At 37.9% G+C, this 16,145-nt stretch carries 9 protein-coding genes; 4 read left to right on the top strand and 5 right to left on the bottom strand.

Going from position 1 to position 16,145, the window contains the following annotated elements; translation table 11 throughout:
- Window positions 1-381 precede the first annotated feature (381 nt).
- Window positions 382-1,317: an AEC family transporter gene (locus QM481_RS00945; RefSeq protein WP_283380287.1), complete on the bottom strand. Its 936-nt coding sequence runs from the start codon at window positions 1,315-1,317 to the stop codon at window positions 382-384.
- 259 nt (window positions 1,318-1,576) lie between these two features.
- On the opposite strand from QM481_RS00945, the gene QM481_RS00940 reads away from it, so the two are divergent.
- Complete coding sequence (locus tag QM481_RS00940; protein WP_166549457.1) at window positions 1,577-2,791, top strand: saccharopine dehydrogenase family protein; 1,215 nt, start codon at window positions 1,577-1,579, stop codon at window positions 2,789-2,791.
- A gap of 239 nt (window positions 2,792-3,030) precedes the next feature.
- Here the strand turns inward: QM481_RS00940 and QM481_RS00935 are convergent, their stop codons facing one another.
- The 4 genes from QM481_RS00935 to QM481_RS00920 form a co-directional block, all read right to left on the bottom strand.
- On the bottom strand, window positions 3,031-4,158 hold the full coding sequence (locus QM481_RS00935; protein WP_283380286.1) for a hypothetical protein: 1,128 nt from the start codon (window positions 4,156-4,158) through the stop codon (window positions 3,031-3,033).
- A gap of 179 nt (window positions 4,159-4,337) precedes the next feature.
- Window positions 4,338-6,956: a right-handed parallel beta-helix repeat-containing protein gene (locus tag QM481_RS00930; protein ID WP_283380285.1), complete on the bottom strand. Its 2,619-nt coding sequence runs from the start codon at window positions 6,954-6,956 to the stop codon at window positions 4,338-4,340.
- Window positions 6,957-7,081: 125 nt separating this feature from the next.
- Window positions 7,082-7,516, bottom strand: coding sequence for a nuclear transport factor 2 family protein (locus QM481_RS00925; protein WP_283380284.1), 435 nt, complete (start codon window positions 7,514-7,516; stop codon window positions 7,082-7,084).
- A gap of 200 nt (window positions 7,517-7,716) precedes the next feature.
- Entirely contained in the window at window positions 7,717-8,739 is a 1,023-nt protein-coding gene (locus tag QM481_RS00920) for a LacI family DNA-binding transcriptional regulator (protein WP_166549453.1), read from the bottom strand.
- A gap of 869 nt (window positions 8,740-9,608) precedes the next feature.
- Between QM481_RS00920 and QM481_RS00915 the strand changes: the two genes are divergently transcribed.
- The 3 genes from QM481_RS00915 (at window position 9,609) to QM481_RS00905 (ending at window position 16,108) form a co-directional block, all read left to right on the top strand.
- On the top strand, window positions 9,609-11,951 hold the full coding sequence (locus QM481_RS00915; protein WP_283380283.1) for a glycosyl hydrolase family 28 protein: 2,343 nt from the start codon (window positions 9,609-9,611) through the stop codon (window positions 11,949-11,951).
- A 130-nt stretch (window positions 11,952-12,081) separates the two neighbouring features.
- The gene (locus QM481_RS00910; protein ID WP_310589654.1) at window positions 12,082-14,010 is read left to right on the top strand and encodes a glycoside hydrolase family 88/105 protein; all 1,929 of its coding nucleotides are present in this window, start codon (window positions 12,082-12,084) and stop codon (window positions 14,008-14,010) included.
- 565 nt (window positions 14,011-14,575) lie between these two features.
- Window positions 14,576-16,108: a tagaturonate reductase gene (locus tag QM481_RS00905; RefSeq protein ID WP_283380282.1), complete on the top strand. Its 1,533-nt coding sequence runs from the start codon at window positions 14,576-14,578 to the stop codon at window positions 16,106-16,108.
- Window positions 16,109-16,145: the final 37 nt, after the last annotated feature.

Below are 16,145 nucleotides of genomic sequence, written 5' to 3'. Positions count from 1 at the left end.
CTGTTTTTCAAGTAGATAATTTCATGAGAGATATAAGTATTTTATTACTGGATAAAACACATAAAAGCTATCAAAGTATTTTGAATCTGTCTTAAATTCAGTTTCAAACTGTTTAAAAAAATAGGCCCTAGATTGGGTAATCGTACAAAAGCTCCGTAGGAGTGACAGTTTGGTAATCATGAATCTATTTGCTGACCTATTAAAAGAGCGCCGTAGGTGCGACAGAAAGATAACTATCTTGAATTCTGTCGCACCTACGGCGCTTTTGCAAAGAAAAACAGGGTAATTCTCGTGTACTCAAGCGTATTTTGCTCTATTCTTTTAGTCTTGAACAACTCTTTTACGAAAAAAACTCCTCACTCAAAACTCCCAACTCAGCACTTACCGAAGTCCCATTCCGAGTACCAAGCCCCACATCAACGCAAAACTAATAATCATCGAAATATTGACTAAAAGCCCAGCAATTTTGGAGTCATATCCTAACTCATCAGCAAATGGGAGCAAAGTCATCCCTACAGGTAGAATCATACAGATTAAGACGATACTGCGATACAGAGGCTCGAAAGGAAGCTTGTAATACAATAAAAAACCCATGGTTAAACCAACAGCATAACGGATAACCAATACACTAGCGATTTTTTTGAAGATTTCTGGTTTAAGCTCAATGCTCAAATAAATACCCATAATTAGCAATACCAACACCTTATTTCCTTTCGCCAAAATATCAATAATGTTAACCAAGACCTCTGGTAATTCAAGTTTGGTTAAGTTAACAAATAAGCCTAACAACATAGCCTGAAAGGGTAGGAGCGTAAAGATTTTGAGAAATGCCTTTTTGAGTTTCTCTCTTTTTCTGACGGCTTGAGCTTCGTTAGTTTCCGCAAAAATAACTCCAGTCCCATATACCATACAAAACACCACAATAGAGTTACCCATATCAAATAAAGCTGCGAATACCATTCCTTCGGGTCCCCAAATGCCTTCAATAAGTGGAAATGCAAATAGTCCTAAGTTAAAACCACCGCTTGCCATGGTCAATAAACCACGCAATCGCTTAGTTTGACTTTTGAAAAGCAAACCTGCAATCGTCATGGAAATAGCACTGAAACTGATGCAAAAAATTGGAAGCAATAACAAATCTGCTTCGATTTTGACACGCATAATAGTAACAAAAACCAAAGCTGGAAAGGTGGTATGTACCAAAAGTTTGGTGATAATTTTACCTTCTTTCTCAGTAATAATGCCTTTATATTTGAGGAAAAAGCCAAGACCAATAATGGATAAAGCAGTTATAAAAACAGCATTAGTAGGATTCATCGTGAAGGGGATATATGTCTTTTATGCTAAAAAGACCCAAAAGTAAGGGATTTACTGGTAAAAAAAGCGCTCTTCAAACAATCTCTCAATAAGGAATCAAATATGTTTTTAGAAAGACTAGTGCAAAATGTCTTAAATCGGAACCACTTTTTCCAAAAACAAATTTAACAAGGTCTTAATGCGAAAGCTATCTTGAAATTATGTAATTTTGCGCCAATATTTTCATTCATAACTCAATCATTTACATTTACATTAAGGAATGGGCAAGAAAGTTTTAATCATTGGTGCTGGTGGTGTAGGAAATGTGGTAGCGAAAAAATGTGCCATGAATCCCGACGTGTTTTCGGAGGTCGTATTGGCGAGCCGTACCAAGAGTAAATGCGATGCCATCGCAGAAGAATGTGCTAAAATAGGTTTGCCAACACCTGTGCAAACTGCACAAGTTGACGCTGACAACGTACCAGAATTGGTTGCACTTATCAACGAAGTGAAACCTTGGATGGTTATCAACGTGGCATTGCCGTACCAAGATTTGACCATTATGGATGCTTGTCTTGAGACAGGCGTACACTATATGGATACTGCTAACTATGAGCCAAAAGACGTAGCTAAGTTTGAATACTCTTGGCAATGGGCTTATAAGGAGCGTTTCGAACAAGCTGGTTTGATGGCTTTGTTGGGTTGTGGTTTCGACCCAGGTGTAACACAAGTGTACACGGCTTATGCCAACAAGCATCATTTCGACGAAATGCATTACTTGGATATCATCGACTGTAATGCTGGTGACCACGGTAAGGCTTTTGCTACCAACTTCAACCCTGAAATTAACATCCGTGAGATTACTCAGAACGGTCGTTATTGGGAAAATGGAGAGTGGGTAGAAATTCCTCCAATGTCAATCCACAAAGCTATTGATTATCCTGGTATCGGTCCGAAAGAATCGTATGTGTTGTATCACGAAGAGTTAGAATCTTTGGTGAAAAACTTCCCAACGATTAAACGTGCTCGTTTCTGGATGACTTTCGGTCAGCAATATTTGACTCACTTGAACGTACTTCAAAATGTAGGTATGACTTCAATCGAGCCAATCAAATTTAAAGGTATTGATATTGTACCTTTGGAGTTCTTGAAAGCGGTATTGCCAGAGCCAGGAACTTTAGGAGAAAACTATACAGGAGAAACTTCTATTGGTTGCCAAATCAAAGGTATCAAAGATGGTAAAGACAGAACTTACTATGTTTGGAACAACTGTAAGCACCAAGACTGCTGGAGTGAAGTTCAAGCACAAGGCGTAAGTTACACGACTGGTGTACCTGCTATGCTTGGCGCTATGATGATGATTACAGGCGAATGGTTCAAGCCAGGTGTTTGGAACTGCGAAGAAATGAATCCAGATCCATTCATGGCAATGTTGAACGTTCACGGTTTACCTTGGAACGAATTGGTTGACGTAGCACTTCCACACGAATATTAGAATTAAAAAATCCCTTCAGCTTCAAAACTGAGGGGATTTTTTTTCGATTTGAAAATGGATCGATTTGAAAATTTGAAAATGTGCTGATTTGAAAATTTTCTGATTCGAAAATGGTTTTTATAATCAATGGTAATAAAAAGCTTTAGACAAAAAGCTTATGTGAACTCATAAGAAATATTTTGCCGAGAGCCCATAGCTTAAAGCCGAATGCTAAATCGTTGAGTTTGTACTTCTACTTACTAAAGAATGGCTTTCTGGAAAATTCTATACTTTTTATAAACCTCTCCATTCAATTTCTCAGCTTCTCCACGCATGGTATGATTGGTTTCCAAAACCAAATGCGTATCCATAAATTCCATCTTACGTTTTTGTGCAGCTTGTATCATACTTACACCTAGAAGCGTGGTTAAGCCCAAACCTCTGTAATTGGGTTTTACGGCACCTAATAATAAATCCAATTGCTTATTTTTCCTTGCATCCAAAAGGATATGGACAAATCCAAAAGGAAATAATCTGCCACGAGCTTTTTTCAAACCTTTACTCATATCAGGTAAGCCCACAACAAAGGCAATGGGCTCATTGTTTTCGTCAACAATAATTTTGACAAAATCAGGGTCTAGTATTGGAAGATACGCTTTGGCAATTTTTTGCATTTCAGCCTCCGAAAGTGGAACAAAGCCTAGTAGATCTTTATAGGTTTCGTTTACCAATCGAAAGATTGGGACTACGTAAGGTTTAAGTGCTTTTTTTGACGTAAAATTAAGTAGCTTAATGTTGGGATTACGCTGTGCTCGGTCGAAAATTCTTTGATAAAATGGAGGTATTTCAGCAGGAATGTCAATTTTATAAACCACACAATCTGTCAATTTATCAAAACCTAATGTTTCTAAGAATTGAGGTAAATAAGGTGGATTTGTGGCAGTAGCGATGACAGGTAAATATTTAAACCCTTCTATCTGGAAGCCCTGTGGGTCTTTTTCAGAAAATCCAAACGGGCCTACTAGAGTTTCCATGTGTTGAGCTTTTGCCCAACTCTGGACTGCATCTATCAGCAATTTTACTACGTCAATATTTTCAATACTATCTAAATGAAAAAAACGAGCCTCTTTAATATGCTGAAGTTCGTTGTATTCACGATGAATAATGCCCATGATTTTACCTACGGGCTTATCATTCATATAGGCCAAAAAAAAGATAGTATCTGCGACTTCGAAGGCAGGATTTTTTTTATGATCAAAGAAAATCCATTCGTCTGCATAGATAGGAGGTACCCAATTTGGGCGTTTCTCATGGAGTTTTTCAGAAAGATAAACGAATGTTTTGAGTTCGCTTGGACTTATAACTTCTTTGATAATAATTTCTTGCATGGATAAATTAAGATAACCTCAATAAGGTTTTGTTACTTTTTTGTTAAAAATCAATAAAAAAAATCACTTTCCCAATTTATAAGAAATGATACTTATCGCTTTTTAAATAAAAAATCCTCACGTCGTGACTGTACTTTATGCCACAACATGAGGAAAAACAGAAGAATTTATCCAAATACTCAACCGCCTGGAGGAATTAATTCAAATGCTCCAATATCATGTGTACTGCCGTAAGGTCTTGCATTGTTATCTCTGTCAAAAGAGATACCCCAAAGTAAAAGGTTTTCGCCAGTGTTGACCAGTGGAGAACCAACTATAGGGTAGTAATTACCATTGCTAGGATTATTGAGTTGTGCCTGACTTATATCCAGTGTTTTGAAGTTGTTACGCTCGTTGACAATCACTGGACTGCCCAATTTAACGATATACTTGCCAGTGGCTGGATTGGCAATCAAATTATTGATGACCTCATGCGTATGAATCAAACTGTATAGTTTGATGGCATCACTAGCAGAGCCTATAATCGAATTGTTGGCTATTCTTAAGTAAGTATTTGGAATAGAGCAGGAGCGAGAATCTGCAAAAATGCCATTATAACCTGAGTTCACGATAACATTATTGAATACAGATTGATTGCCCAAGAACCCCACCATGATAATGCCTGTGCCTCGAGCATTCACTACAGTGTTATTATAACATAGACCACCAGAGCCTCCGCCTATCTGTATGCCATTAGCTTGATAGGCATCAAACGGACTAATTCCTGTGTCTACCATCGTGTTGTCATGAACTAGCGCATCTACTGAACAACCAAACTGTATGCCTTCGCATCCCGTTCTTTCTAACTGATTGTTATAAACCTGAAGACCATAAATATTGTGAGGAGGTACTACTTTGGTTACGCCATTGCAGTTGATAGTCATTCCTCCAGCAGCAAATGAATTACCAATATACAAGCCTTCGCCAGGTACATCATGGATATAATTATCATGAATTTTGACATTATACATGGTGAAGTTCCCCCTCCATGTAGTCGAATCGCAGTTGGGGTCAGTTTTTGCCATAATACCAGCAAAGCCAGTATTAGAAATTTCTACACGTTCAATTTCGCAGTCACTGCTTTTGCCACCTACTGTGATTCCCATGCCTCCAGAGCCTGTTTTGGCTACTTTTAGTCCATAATACACATTTGGGTCACCCGTGCCAGTCACTTTGAAATAACGACAGTTATCAAAATTTAAACCATTTTGATTGTTAGTCGTATTTTGAAAAATTACTTGCCCTCCAAGATTTCTATAAATAATTGGCTCGTTGGCTGTACCATTGAGTCCAATAAATTTGAGTCCAGTGTAGGTTCCTGCTTGAATACAAACAGTATTGCCTGGTCCAGCGCTCAGGTTTAAGGCTGAATAATCACCACTTTGAATAACTGTATAATCACATGAACTTGGAACATAGGTAGCTACTGCCGATGCCGATTCAAAACAACCAATATCAAAGTCACCACCGTTTGGTCGAGGCTTATCTGTTACATCCGTTGTGATACCCCAAGAGCTTAAGTTTTCGCCTTTATTAATCACAGGAGCATGACTTAGCGGACGATAATTCTCAGCACTAGTATTTTCATAAAACGATGCGTCCACTACACCATTAAGATAATTTTTTCGGGCATTTATTCTAACCGATGAGGAGAGTGGCGAAATGAATTTCCCTACTCCTGAGTTTAACATCACATTGTTTACAATCTCATAATTATGGATCGAGCTGTACAGTTTCAATGCCTCATTTTGGGGAGAGATAATCGTGTTTTGAGCAATACGTAAATAGGTATCAGGGATCGAGCCAGGACGAGAATCTGAGAAAATGGCGTTGCCTTTTGGTCTGACAATTAAGTTGTTATAAATCATTTGGTTTCCTGGAAAACCAAACATCACTATGGCTGATCCCTCAGCATCCAGAATGGTATTATTATAAAAATTCCCTCCTGCGCCACCGTTCATGGCCACGGCATTGTTGAGAGTGGTTGAGCCTGGCACTTTTCCACAATTTTTAATCATATTATGGTGTACCTGTGCGTCGGGTGAATTGGCATATTGGATGCCTTTACTACCTGTGCGCTCAAAGATGTTATTATAAATTTCAAGGCCAATAATGAGGTGTGTAAACTTAGATACACTTACACCATTGCAGTTGATAGTTTTTGGAGTGCCATAAGAAGGCTCGCCAGCGGAAATACCTTCACCAACTACATCATGTATGTAATTATCATGTATTTTGATGGCACTCATGGTATAATAATCTCTCCAGGTAGTGCTATCGCATGCAAGTTCTGTACGTGCAACAATACCCGCACCTTGAACATTTTGAATTTCAACTTTTTCTACTTCAATATTGCTACTTTTATCTGCTATATTGATGCCTCTACTGTTATTACCTGTGCCTGCTACTTTAAATCCATAATTAACATTTGCATCACCTATTCCTGATAGCTTGATGAATTTACTTTTCGAAAAGTTGATGGCTACAGCATTCGTAGTATTTTGAATGATGACCTGTCCTCCACAATTTTTTATAATGATGGGTTGGCTATCTGTCCCTTGAAAGCTATTAAAAGATAGGTTTGTATAAGTGCCAGCTTGAACACAAATAGTTTGCCCCGGTTGGGCATTGAAGTTACTGGGACTGTAAGCCCCACTCTTAGTTATAGTAAAATTACATCCACAGGATTGAGCATAAGCGGAAAGCGAAGAAGGCCAGCTACAGAGTATAGCCAGCAGACCAATATATAGTGATTTCATTAGGTATGCTATTGATAATTATGAGTTTATCAAAGTTACTCGATTTTTTGGAAAGTCTTAAATCAAAACTAAAAAAGCCATGCTTGTGATGGCATGGCTTGAGATTCTATGGGCGAGTAATGTTTTTAATTCAAATTTTTAACTGCCTGACGAGCGAGTAATTTCCAACCTCCTTTTTCTTTACTCCAAACAGTCAAAATAAAAAGTTTAACGCTTCCTGCCTTACCACCATCCAATGTTTCAGCAGCTAAACTATGACGAACAATCGCCGTTTTGCCATGAATACTAATCGTTTGGTCTGTCAATTGAATCGTTTTGAAGTCAGATTTACCACTCACTAAAGCTTCTACAAATTGCGCTTTGTTTTCGATTTTACCACCTGAGTGACCATAGGATAAATCTTCGGTAGCGATATTTTCTAGGGCTTCTTTGGTTGGGTCAATCATTGCCAAACGCAATTTTTCAACCGACTCAGCTACTGCTTTTTCATCTTTTGATTGTGCAATACTTCCCAATGTAGCCATAACTAAGAATAAAAGTGTGATGCTTAATTTTTTCATGATGTTTAGATAAAATGGGCTTTGATAGCCTATAGGATAAATACTAGATTCTGATAGTTAATCAACGAAGAAAGATGATGTTTCTTTTTTTCTACTTTATCAAATGAAAAATATTCATAAAAACACGATAACAGGTGCAAAATTAAAAGGGACAAAAGCAAAGTATATGCTTTTGTCCCTTCGTAATTAATTTCTAAAGATTAATCTGTAACTATTTTAGTTGAATCTCTAATAATCAGCTCTGTGGGAAGTTTTACCGTTTGATAAACAGGATTTTTACTTTTCTTCTCTACCATATCTAGTAGCAATTCTGCTGCTCGTTGTCCCATTTCTAAGGCTGGTTGGATCACCGAGGTGAAAGATGGAGAAAGTAATTCTGCTACTTTCAAATTGGTGAAGCCCATCAATGCCATATCTTCAGGAATACGAATATTACGTTTTTTCAGAATCTTTAAACATGCCATGGCTAGACGGTCACTTACCGTAAAAATAGCGTCAGGAAGAATGGGTTGTGACAAAAGCTCATCAATCACCTTTTCCATGTCCTCAATGCTAAAATTACAGTATTTTACAAAATCCTCGTTGTAAGGAATGCCGTGCTTTTCTAAGGCTGCTTGGTAGCCACTGATACGCTCACGAGTGATTGAAAGCGTAGGAGAAGCCGCCAAATGAGCAATGTACTTTTTGCCAGATTTTATCAAATGCTCGGTCCCGTCAAATGCACCCTGATAATTATCTGCCACAACTTTATGGGTATTGATTTCGTCCGAAAATCTATCAAAAAATACAATTGGCATACCCTTGCTATGTAATTCTTTCAGGTGCTCAACGTGGGTTGTTTGTCCAGAAAGCGAAATCAAAACACCATCGACACGACGTGAGGCAAGGTGTTGAATATTAACTACTTCACGGTCGTAGGATTCATGACTTTGAAAAATTACTACATGGTATCCACGGTTGTATGCAATGGATTCGATGCCGTTGATAGCTTGAGAAAAGAATGGATTGTCAATTTCGGGTACAACTACACCAATAGCACGGCTACGGTTTTCTTTAAGGCTAAGGGCAATAGGGTTGGGGCGATAGTTCAGTTTTTCGGCACATTCCAATACAATTCGCTTAGTTTCGGGATTAATTTCATAACTTCCCCTCAACGCTCTCGAAACAGTGGAGGTCGACAAATTTAGTGCCTTTGCAATATCTTTTATGGTTGCGATTTCCAAAGCTAATCTTGTTTTTGTACAATTTTCTACAAAGATAACTTGCTTCTCTGTAAAACTATTCTAATCTACGATTTTCAAGGTAATATCCCAAATATTATTAAATAAATCAAAATTCCTGACTGCTTGACAACGTTGCCGACAACGATTGCGTAAATATTTTCCTGTAAAAATTTGTCCTTAGATTTGGACAATTCTAACTTGACACCGTCTTACAGCAACTATATAGTAGAATTGTTTCTACTATTTCCCTGAAAAAGTCAAAAAGAAATATTCAGAGATACAGTGTTCTTTATGGAACATCTTAATAGCCATCGTATGTATAATTAGTTTTTGGATAGATAGTTTGAACCCTCTAAACCTCGACCTAGCTTCTCCCTTCTTTTGGGAGGGAGAAAGCCAAGGGAAATCAGTATTTCTGATTGAAATCTTGAAGTAATATTTTCTGAAAAACACATTTTATTGATTAATTCTTCGTCTTACTTTTTGTCTTGAAACAAAAAGTAACAAAAAATTCAAGAATTTATAAACTCGCTTCGCTCAAACAGTATAAATTCATTGCTTACGCGAGCAAGTTTACGAAAGTTTAAACAGCTTCCATAATAAATTAGAGTATGTTTAAAATTTCCAAGTTATTAAAAATGAAAGAGTTTGTGTTTTTTTCTGAAATCCTGTTGTTTGAGCCGTAGGCGAGTTTAGGATTTCTTGACTTTCTTTTGTTACTTTTCTTGTGTCAAGACAAGAAAAGTAAGGTGTAGCGAATGGAAATTTCGTTTTTCTTATGAGAGCTGAATAAAATTTTTAAACATACTCAATTGCCAGAAGAACCCCTATGGTTAGCTCCATTAGGAGTTTCAAATAAACAATAACTAATGAAAAAAGTCCTTTTATTTACCTTCACTCTTCTTACCATATTCAGCTTTAAGCTCGAAGATACTCGTACTACTATTTTTTTGTGTGGAGACTCAACCATGGCTGATAAGGCGGCAAACGCTGCACCAGAAACAGGCTGGGGAATGGTTTTACCAGAATTTTTTACAAATGAAATCAAAATTGAAAATCATGCCGTAAATGGTCGTAGTACTAAAAGCTTTATCAACGAAGGTCGTTGGAAAACGGTAATAGACAAGGTAAAAAAAGGTGACTGGGTTTTGATTCAGTTCGGTCACAATGATCAAAAAGTGAACGATACGACTCGTTCGGCACCTTCGCAAACACTTTACAAGCAAAACTTAACTCGATTTGTCAACGAAACTCGTGCTAAAGGTGGAAACCCTGTGTTGATTACACCTGTGATGCGCCGCAAGTTTGACGAAGGTGGTAAGTTTGTTGACCAACATCAAGACTACCCAGATGTTGTAAAAGCTTTGGCAAAAGAGTTGAAAGTACCCATGATTGATTTACACCAAAAATCGCAGAAAGTGATTGAACAACATGGTGTAGCTGGGTCAAAGAAACTTTTCTTACATTATCCTAAAAATGTATATGCTCGTTATAAAGACGGTGCTTCTGACGATACACATTTCTCTAGATACGGTGCTGAAGTAATGGCTAGCTTGGTTTGTGAAGATATGGCGTCTTTAGGTTTACAACTGAAATCGTTTTTCAAAAAGTCGGTATATCCTACCAAATTTGTTTACGAATTGCCAAAGGTTTCAACACCAGTTTTCAAGAAAGATACTTTTAATATTGTCAACTTCGGCGCGGTAGCAGATGGACAAACGCTAAATACAAAGGCAATCAATAAGGCAATTGTTACTTGTAGCGAAGCAGGTGGAGGTACTGTAATCGTACCATCAGGAGTTTGGTTGACGGGTTCAATAGTTATGAAGAGTAATGTTAATTTGCATTTGCGTAAAGGTGCCTTGATTCAATTTAGTAATCGATTTGAAGACTTTGATTTGATTCGTACCACTTACGAAGGCTTAACTGCTGCTCGTTGTCAAGCACCTGTGTATGGAATAGATTTGGAAAATGTAGCCATTACAGGTTTTGGTGTTTTGGATGGTGCAGGCGATGCGTGGCGTCCAGTAAAACGCTCCAAAATGACCCAAGGCGCTTGGGAAAAACTCATTGCATCAGGTGGTTTGTTGAGTCCTGACAAAAATAACTGGTATCCAAGTCAGAAATCATATTTAGGTTCTACGGTACAACTGCCAGGCGTATTGAAAGATGGAAAAGAGGTTAAAGATTTTGAATATATCAAAGACTTCCTTCGTCCAAATATGTTGTCACTCACACGTTGTTCAAATGTATTGCTTGAAGGGATTACTTTCCAAAATTCACCAGCTTGGTGTTTGCACCCATTGTTGTGTGACAATATTACGTTGAAAGGAGTAAAAGCCAAAAACCCTTGGTACGCCCAAAATGGTGATGGAATAGATTTGGAATCTTGTAAAAACGCTTTGATTGAAGATTGTACATTTGATGTGGGCGACGATGGTATCTGTATCAAATCTGGTCGTGATGAGGAAGGTCGTAAACGTGGTGTGCCTACCGAGAATGTATTGATTAATAATTGCTTTGTATATCATGCACACGGCGGTTTCGTTATCGGTAGCGAGATGTCTGGTGGTGTCAAAAATATGTTTGTCAACAACTGTACCTTTATGGGAACTGACATTGGTTTGCGTTTCAAGTCGGCACGTGGTCGTGGAGGAGTAGTGGAAAATATTTATATAAGCGACATTGGAATGACCAATATCCCTGGCGAAGCAATTTTGTTTGATATGTATTATGCTGCCAAAGATCCAGTGCCTGTGTATGGCGAGAAGACAGATATTCCAGAAATCAAATTTGAGCCAGTTGGTGCAGGAACACCACTTTTCAAGGATTTTTATATGAAAAATATCGTATGTCGTGGTGCCGAAAAGGCGTTGTTCATTAGAGGTTTGCCTGAAATGCCTATCAAGAATGTGTGGTTAGAAGATGCGATTTTGGAATCTGATAAAGGAATGATTTGTACAGAAGCTGAGAATATCAATCTCAAAAATGTAAGTATTCTTTCTAAGGATGCTACGACGATTCAAATTCAGAATGGACAACAAATTACCTTAGACAATATTCAGTATAAAGGTGCTTCGACTGACTTATTACTGAAAATAACGGGAGAACGTAACAAAAGTGTTCGTTTGGTTAATACAGATACCAAGCAAGCAAAAAAAGACGTTGAACTTGGAGAAAAAGTGCCTTCAAGTGTTCTTTTGAAGAAGTAAGTAACTTCGTGACATAATCTCATAAAGAGTATCCTGAATTGAAAAGGTGCTCTTTATGGAAATTAAAGTCTCAACGCTTTGAAAGAACGTATCTCTCAAAACATTCTAAAACATTCAAAAAACAAAACCTATGTTCAAGACAACTGCAAAAATATTGACAGTTTGCGCATTGATGGCGAATTCGGCTTTTGCTCAAGTACAGCAGTCGTTGCCTTGGTCAGAACGAATGGCAAATACCATGCTAACCGTTCACAAGGATACCATTACTTACAGTGCTGAAAAGAAAAACGCTCATTGGGAATACGAAATGGGCTTGATGATGAAGTCACTCGAAAATGTTTGGTATCATACAGGCGACGCTAAATATTTCCGTTATATCAAGCAAGTAGTTGACCAGTTTGTAGACGACAAAGGTAATATCCGTACCTATAAAATCGACGATTACAACCTTGACATGATTACGCCTGGTCGTTTATTGTTGACGTTGTATCATGAAACGAGTAAAGAAAAATATCGCTTGGCTGCTGATAATTTAATGAAGCAGTTGAAAGAACAACCTCGTACTAAAGAAGGTGGTTTTTGGCATAAAAAACGCTATCCAAACCAAATGTGGTTGGATGGATTATACATGGCTGAGCCTTTCTATGCAGAATATACGGCAATGTTTGGTCCTTCAAAAAACTTCGATGATATCATCAATCAGTTTGCTTGGATGGAAAAAAATGGTCGTGACGATAAGACAGGTTTGTTGTATCACGGATGGGACGAAAGCCGTGAGCAGAAGTGGTCAGACCCTAAAACAGGTAAGTCTCCGAACTTCTGGAGCCGTGCAATTGGTTGGTACACAATGGCATTAGTAGACGTTTTGGATTATATTCCTGCCAACCACCCACGTCGTGGCGAGTTAGTAGCGATTTTACAACGTATCATTCCAGCCGTTATCAAGTATCAAGACCCTAAAGAGGGCTGTTGGTATCAAGTAACTGACAAAATCGGAGGCAAAGGCAATTACTTAGAAGCCTCTGGTTCTTCGATGTTTGTGTATTCGATTGTGAAAGGTGTTCGTTTGGGATATTTAAGTCCAGCCTATATGGTTGCGGCACAAAAAGGCTATAAAGGTATTTTGAAAAACTTTATTTCGACGGATGCCAATGGTTTGATTCACTTAGAAAAGACCGTACAGGTGTCTGGTTTGGGAGGTACTCCTTATCGCGATGGTAGCTACGAATATTACTTAAGTGAAAAAATCCGTCAGGATGATTTAAAAGGTGTTGGTCCTTTCATCATGGCAAGTGTTGAGATGGAAACATTCCCTACTTTGTCGATTGGCAAAGGCAAAACAGTTATGTTAGATAACTTCTTCAACCGTGAATATCGCAAAGGTTTTACTGGTGAAAAAGAAACCTATCACTATACTTGGTACGATCGTAAGGATTCAGGATACTCGCTTTGGGGTAAAGTTTTCAATGAATATGGAGCTAAATTAGGTACTTTAGAAGAAGCGCCAAGTGCTCAGAATTTGAAAAATGCAAGCGTATTTATTATTGTTGACCCAGATACTCCGAAAGAAACTCCAGCACCAAACTATGTTGAGGAGAAGGACGTAAAAGTTATTGCTGACTGGGTAAAAGCAGGTGGTGTATTGGTTTTATTGGCCAATGATACATCTAATGCTGAAATCAAGCATTTTAACCAATTGACGAAGGCGTTTGGTATTAGTTTTACCAACAAAAACCGCAATATGGTGAAAAATGACCAATTTGAGCAAGGTAAATTTGAATTCAACAATCATCCAATTTTCAAGGATGTGAAGAAAATTTATGTAAAAGAATTGGTAACCCTAGAAACAAAAGCACCAGCAAAACCGATCTTGGAAGAAGGTGGCGATGTAATCATGGCAACAGCCAAAGTTGGTAAAGGTACAGTATTTGTCCTAGGTGACCCTTGGATTTACAACGAATACCTCAATGGCAAACGCCTTCCTTTGCAATACGAAAACTTTAAAGCTGCTAAATACCTAACAGAATGGCTTCTAAAACAAGCCACCATTAAAAAGTAAGTCAAGGGCGGTGGTGAGAATATCTTACTACCGCCTTTTTTTTAGTGATGAGTTTTGAGTTGTGAATTGAGAGTTAGTAGTGTACGGAGGATTTCCAACAATTGCGGATTTTGGATTTCTGATTTCGGAAATAAATTAAAATACCTTTATTTTTTACAAAAATAGACAATTACACTTCCAAAATCCCACATCCGATATCCGAAATAGACAGTTTTAGAGTCCTTCGCATTGTTCCAGTGCTGAGTTGTGAATATAAATTTTGACAGTAACTTAACATTCACCACTCTCAACTCATCACTCAAAACTCCACCAGTTTCTATTCTTTAAAAAATACAAATTCTAATTTCTGGACGATTAAGTGTAATATCTCTGAGTCATGGAAAATTGACGGAGGGAATAATTTTCGGGAACGATGCCGAAAACGATTGCGTAAAAACATTCTCATATTCGCTTGCAGGTGCTAAACATTTGATATAAACTTATTTTACAAAACTACAGAGTTTTAAACGTATCCTTAGAATAATATCATTTTTGGGCATAACGCCTCTTGAATAAAACGACTGCTATGAAAGATATTTCATTTTCACAATTGGATTCAATTGTGCCTCAATGTGCGGTGAATTTACCAAACCTTAACGACCTCAATCTTCCAGAAAAGGTATTGCAATTTGGTACAGGAGTATTGCTCCGTGGTTTACCAGATTATTTTATTGACAAAGCCAACAAGCAAGGCGTTTTTAACGGACGCATTGTGGTGGTAAAATCTACATCAGGGGCATCCGATGAGTTTGACCAACAAGATAGCTTATACACGATTTGTGAGCGCGGGGTACAAGCAGGAGAACAAATCGAGTCATACACTTTGAGTTCGGCTATTAGCCGTGTGATTTCAGCACAATCAGATTGGAAAAAGGTGTTGGAATGTGCCCATAATCCTGAAATGCAAATTGTCATTTCAAATACTACCGAGGTGGGTATTCAATTAGTGCAAGACGATATTAATAACAATCAACCTCCTGTGTCATTCCCAGGGAAGCTATTAGCGTTTTTGTATGAAAGATATAAAGCATTTAATGGCGACAAGTCGAAAGGCTTGGTGATTGTGCCTACAGAGTTAATTCCTGATAACGGTAAAAAATTGGAATCGATCGTATTGGAATTAGCGCATTTGAATTCTTTAGAAACGGACTTTTTAGATTGGTTAGAAGTATCCACAACTTTCTGTAATTCGTTGGTAGATCGAATTGTGCCAGGCAAACCCAAACCAGAGGTAAAAGAGGCGATTGAAGCTCAATTAGGTTATACTGACCAATTATTAATTGTTTCTGAGGTTTACCGACTTTGGGCTATTGAGGGTGACGAACACGTAAAAGAAGTTCTTTCGTTTGGACAAGTAGACGAAGGTGTGATTGTTGAGCCCAACATCGATTTATATCGTGAGTTGAAGTTAAGATTATTGAACGGAACGCATACTTTGAGCTGTGGCTTGGCGTATCTAGCTGGTTTCAAAACGGTATCTGAAGGTATGGAGGACGAATATTTAAGTACTTTCGTAAGCAACTTGATGCTTGCGGAGTTAGCTCCATCTATTCCATACAAAGTGTCAATTTTGACAGCAGAACGTTTTGGTCGTCAAGTATTAGACCGATTCCGTAACGATAGTATCCAACACAATTGGTTGAGCATTACAATGCAGTACACTTCTAAAATGAAGATGCGTAATTTGGCGACCTTGTTACAGTATTATCAAAATTTCCCATGTGTTCCCGAGTATTTTTCGGTAGGATTTGCCGCATATTTGCTTTTCATGAAAGCAGAACTTGCTGAAGATGGAAAATATTATGGCACGAGCAATGGAGAGAAATACCTTATTCAGGACGACAAAGTAGCGTATTTTGCTGAAAAATGGGCTTCATTATCTCCTGATGAATTGGTTGATGCGGTACTTTCTGACAAATTCTTGTGGGGAACAGACCTTACTGCTCTCAAAGGATTTGCAGCTATGGTAAAAGAATATTTACTCAAAATGACAAACGAAGGGGTATTGAGTACCCTAAAAATATTTGTACGTAAAGGCGAAGATACTTTAGTAAGTTAGTGGGCAAAATTAAAAGAATTTTGCCAGCAATAGGCAT

This window comes from Flectobacillus rivi, assembly GCF_030056655.1.
GTDB classification, from domain to species: Bacteria; Bacteroidota; Bacteroidia; order Cytophagales; family Spirosomataceae; genus Flectobacillus; species Flectobacillus rivi.
Note: the sequence above shows the minus strand (reverse complement) of the source record. Positions and strands in the feature narration are given on the sequence as shown.

Coding starts and splice junctions, on each gene's coding strand:
- QM481_RS00930 (WP_283380285.1), bottom strand. CDS start 6,956: ATGAAATCACTATATATTGGTCTGCTGGCTATACTCTGTAGCTGGCCT.
- QM481_RS00945 (WP_283380287.1), bottom strand. CDS start 1,317: ATGAATCCTACTAATGCTGTTTTTATAACTGCTTTATCCATTATTGGT.
- QM481_RS00935 (WP_283380286.1), bottom strand. CDS start 4,158: ATGCAAGAAATTATTATCAAAGAAGTTATAAGTCCAAGCGAACTCAAA.
- QM481_RS00940 (WP_166549457.1), top strand. CDS start 1,577: ATGGGCAAGAAAGTTTTAATCATTGGTGCTGGTGGTGTAGGAAATGTG.
- QM481_RS00905 (WP_283380282.1), top strand. CDS start 14,576: ATGAAAGATATTTCATTTTCACAATTGGATTCAATTGTGCCTCAATGT.
- QM481_RS00915 (WP_283380283.1), top strand. CDS start 9,609: ATGAAAAAAGTCCTTTTATTTACCTTCACTCTTCTTACCATATTCAGC.
- QM481_RS00910 (WP_310589654.1), top strand. CDS start 12,082: ATGTTCAAGACAACTGCAAAAATATTGACAGTTTGCGCATTGATGGCG.
- QM481_RS00925 (WP_283380284.1), bottom strand. CDS start 7,516: ATGAAAAAATTAAGCATCACACTTTTATTCTTAGTTATGGCTACATTG.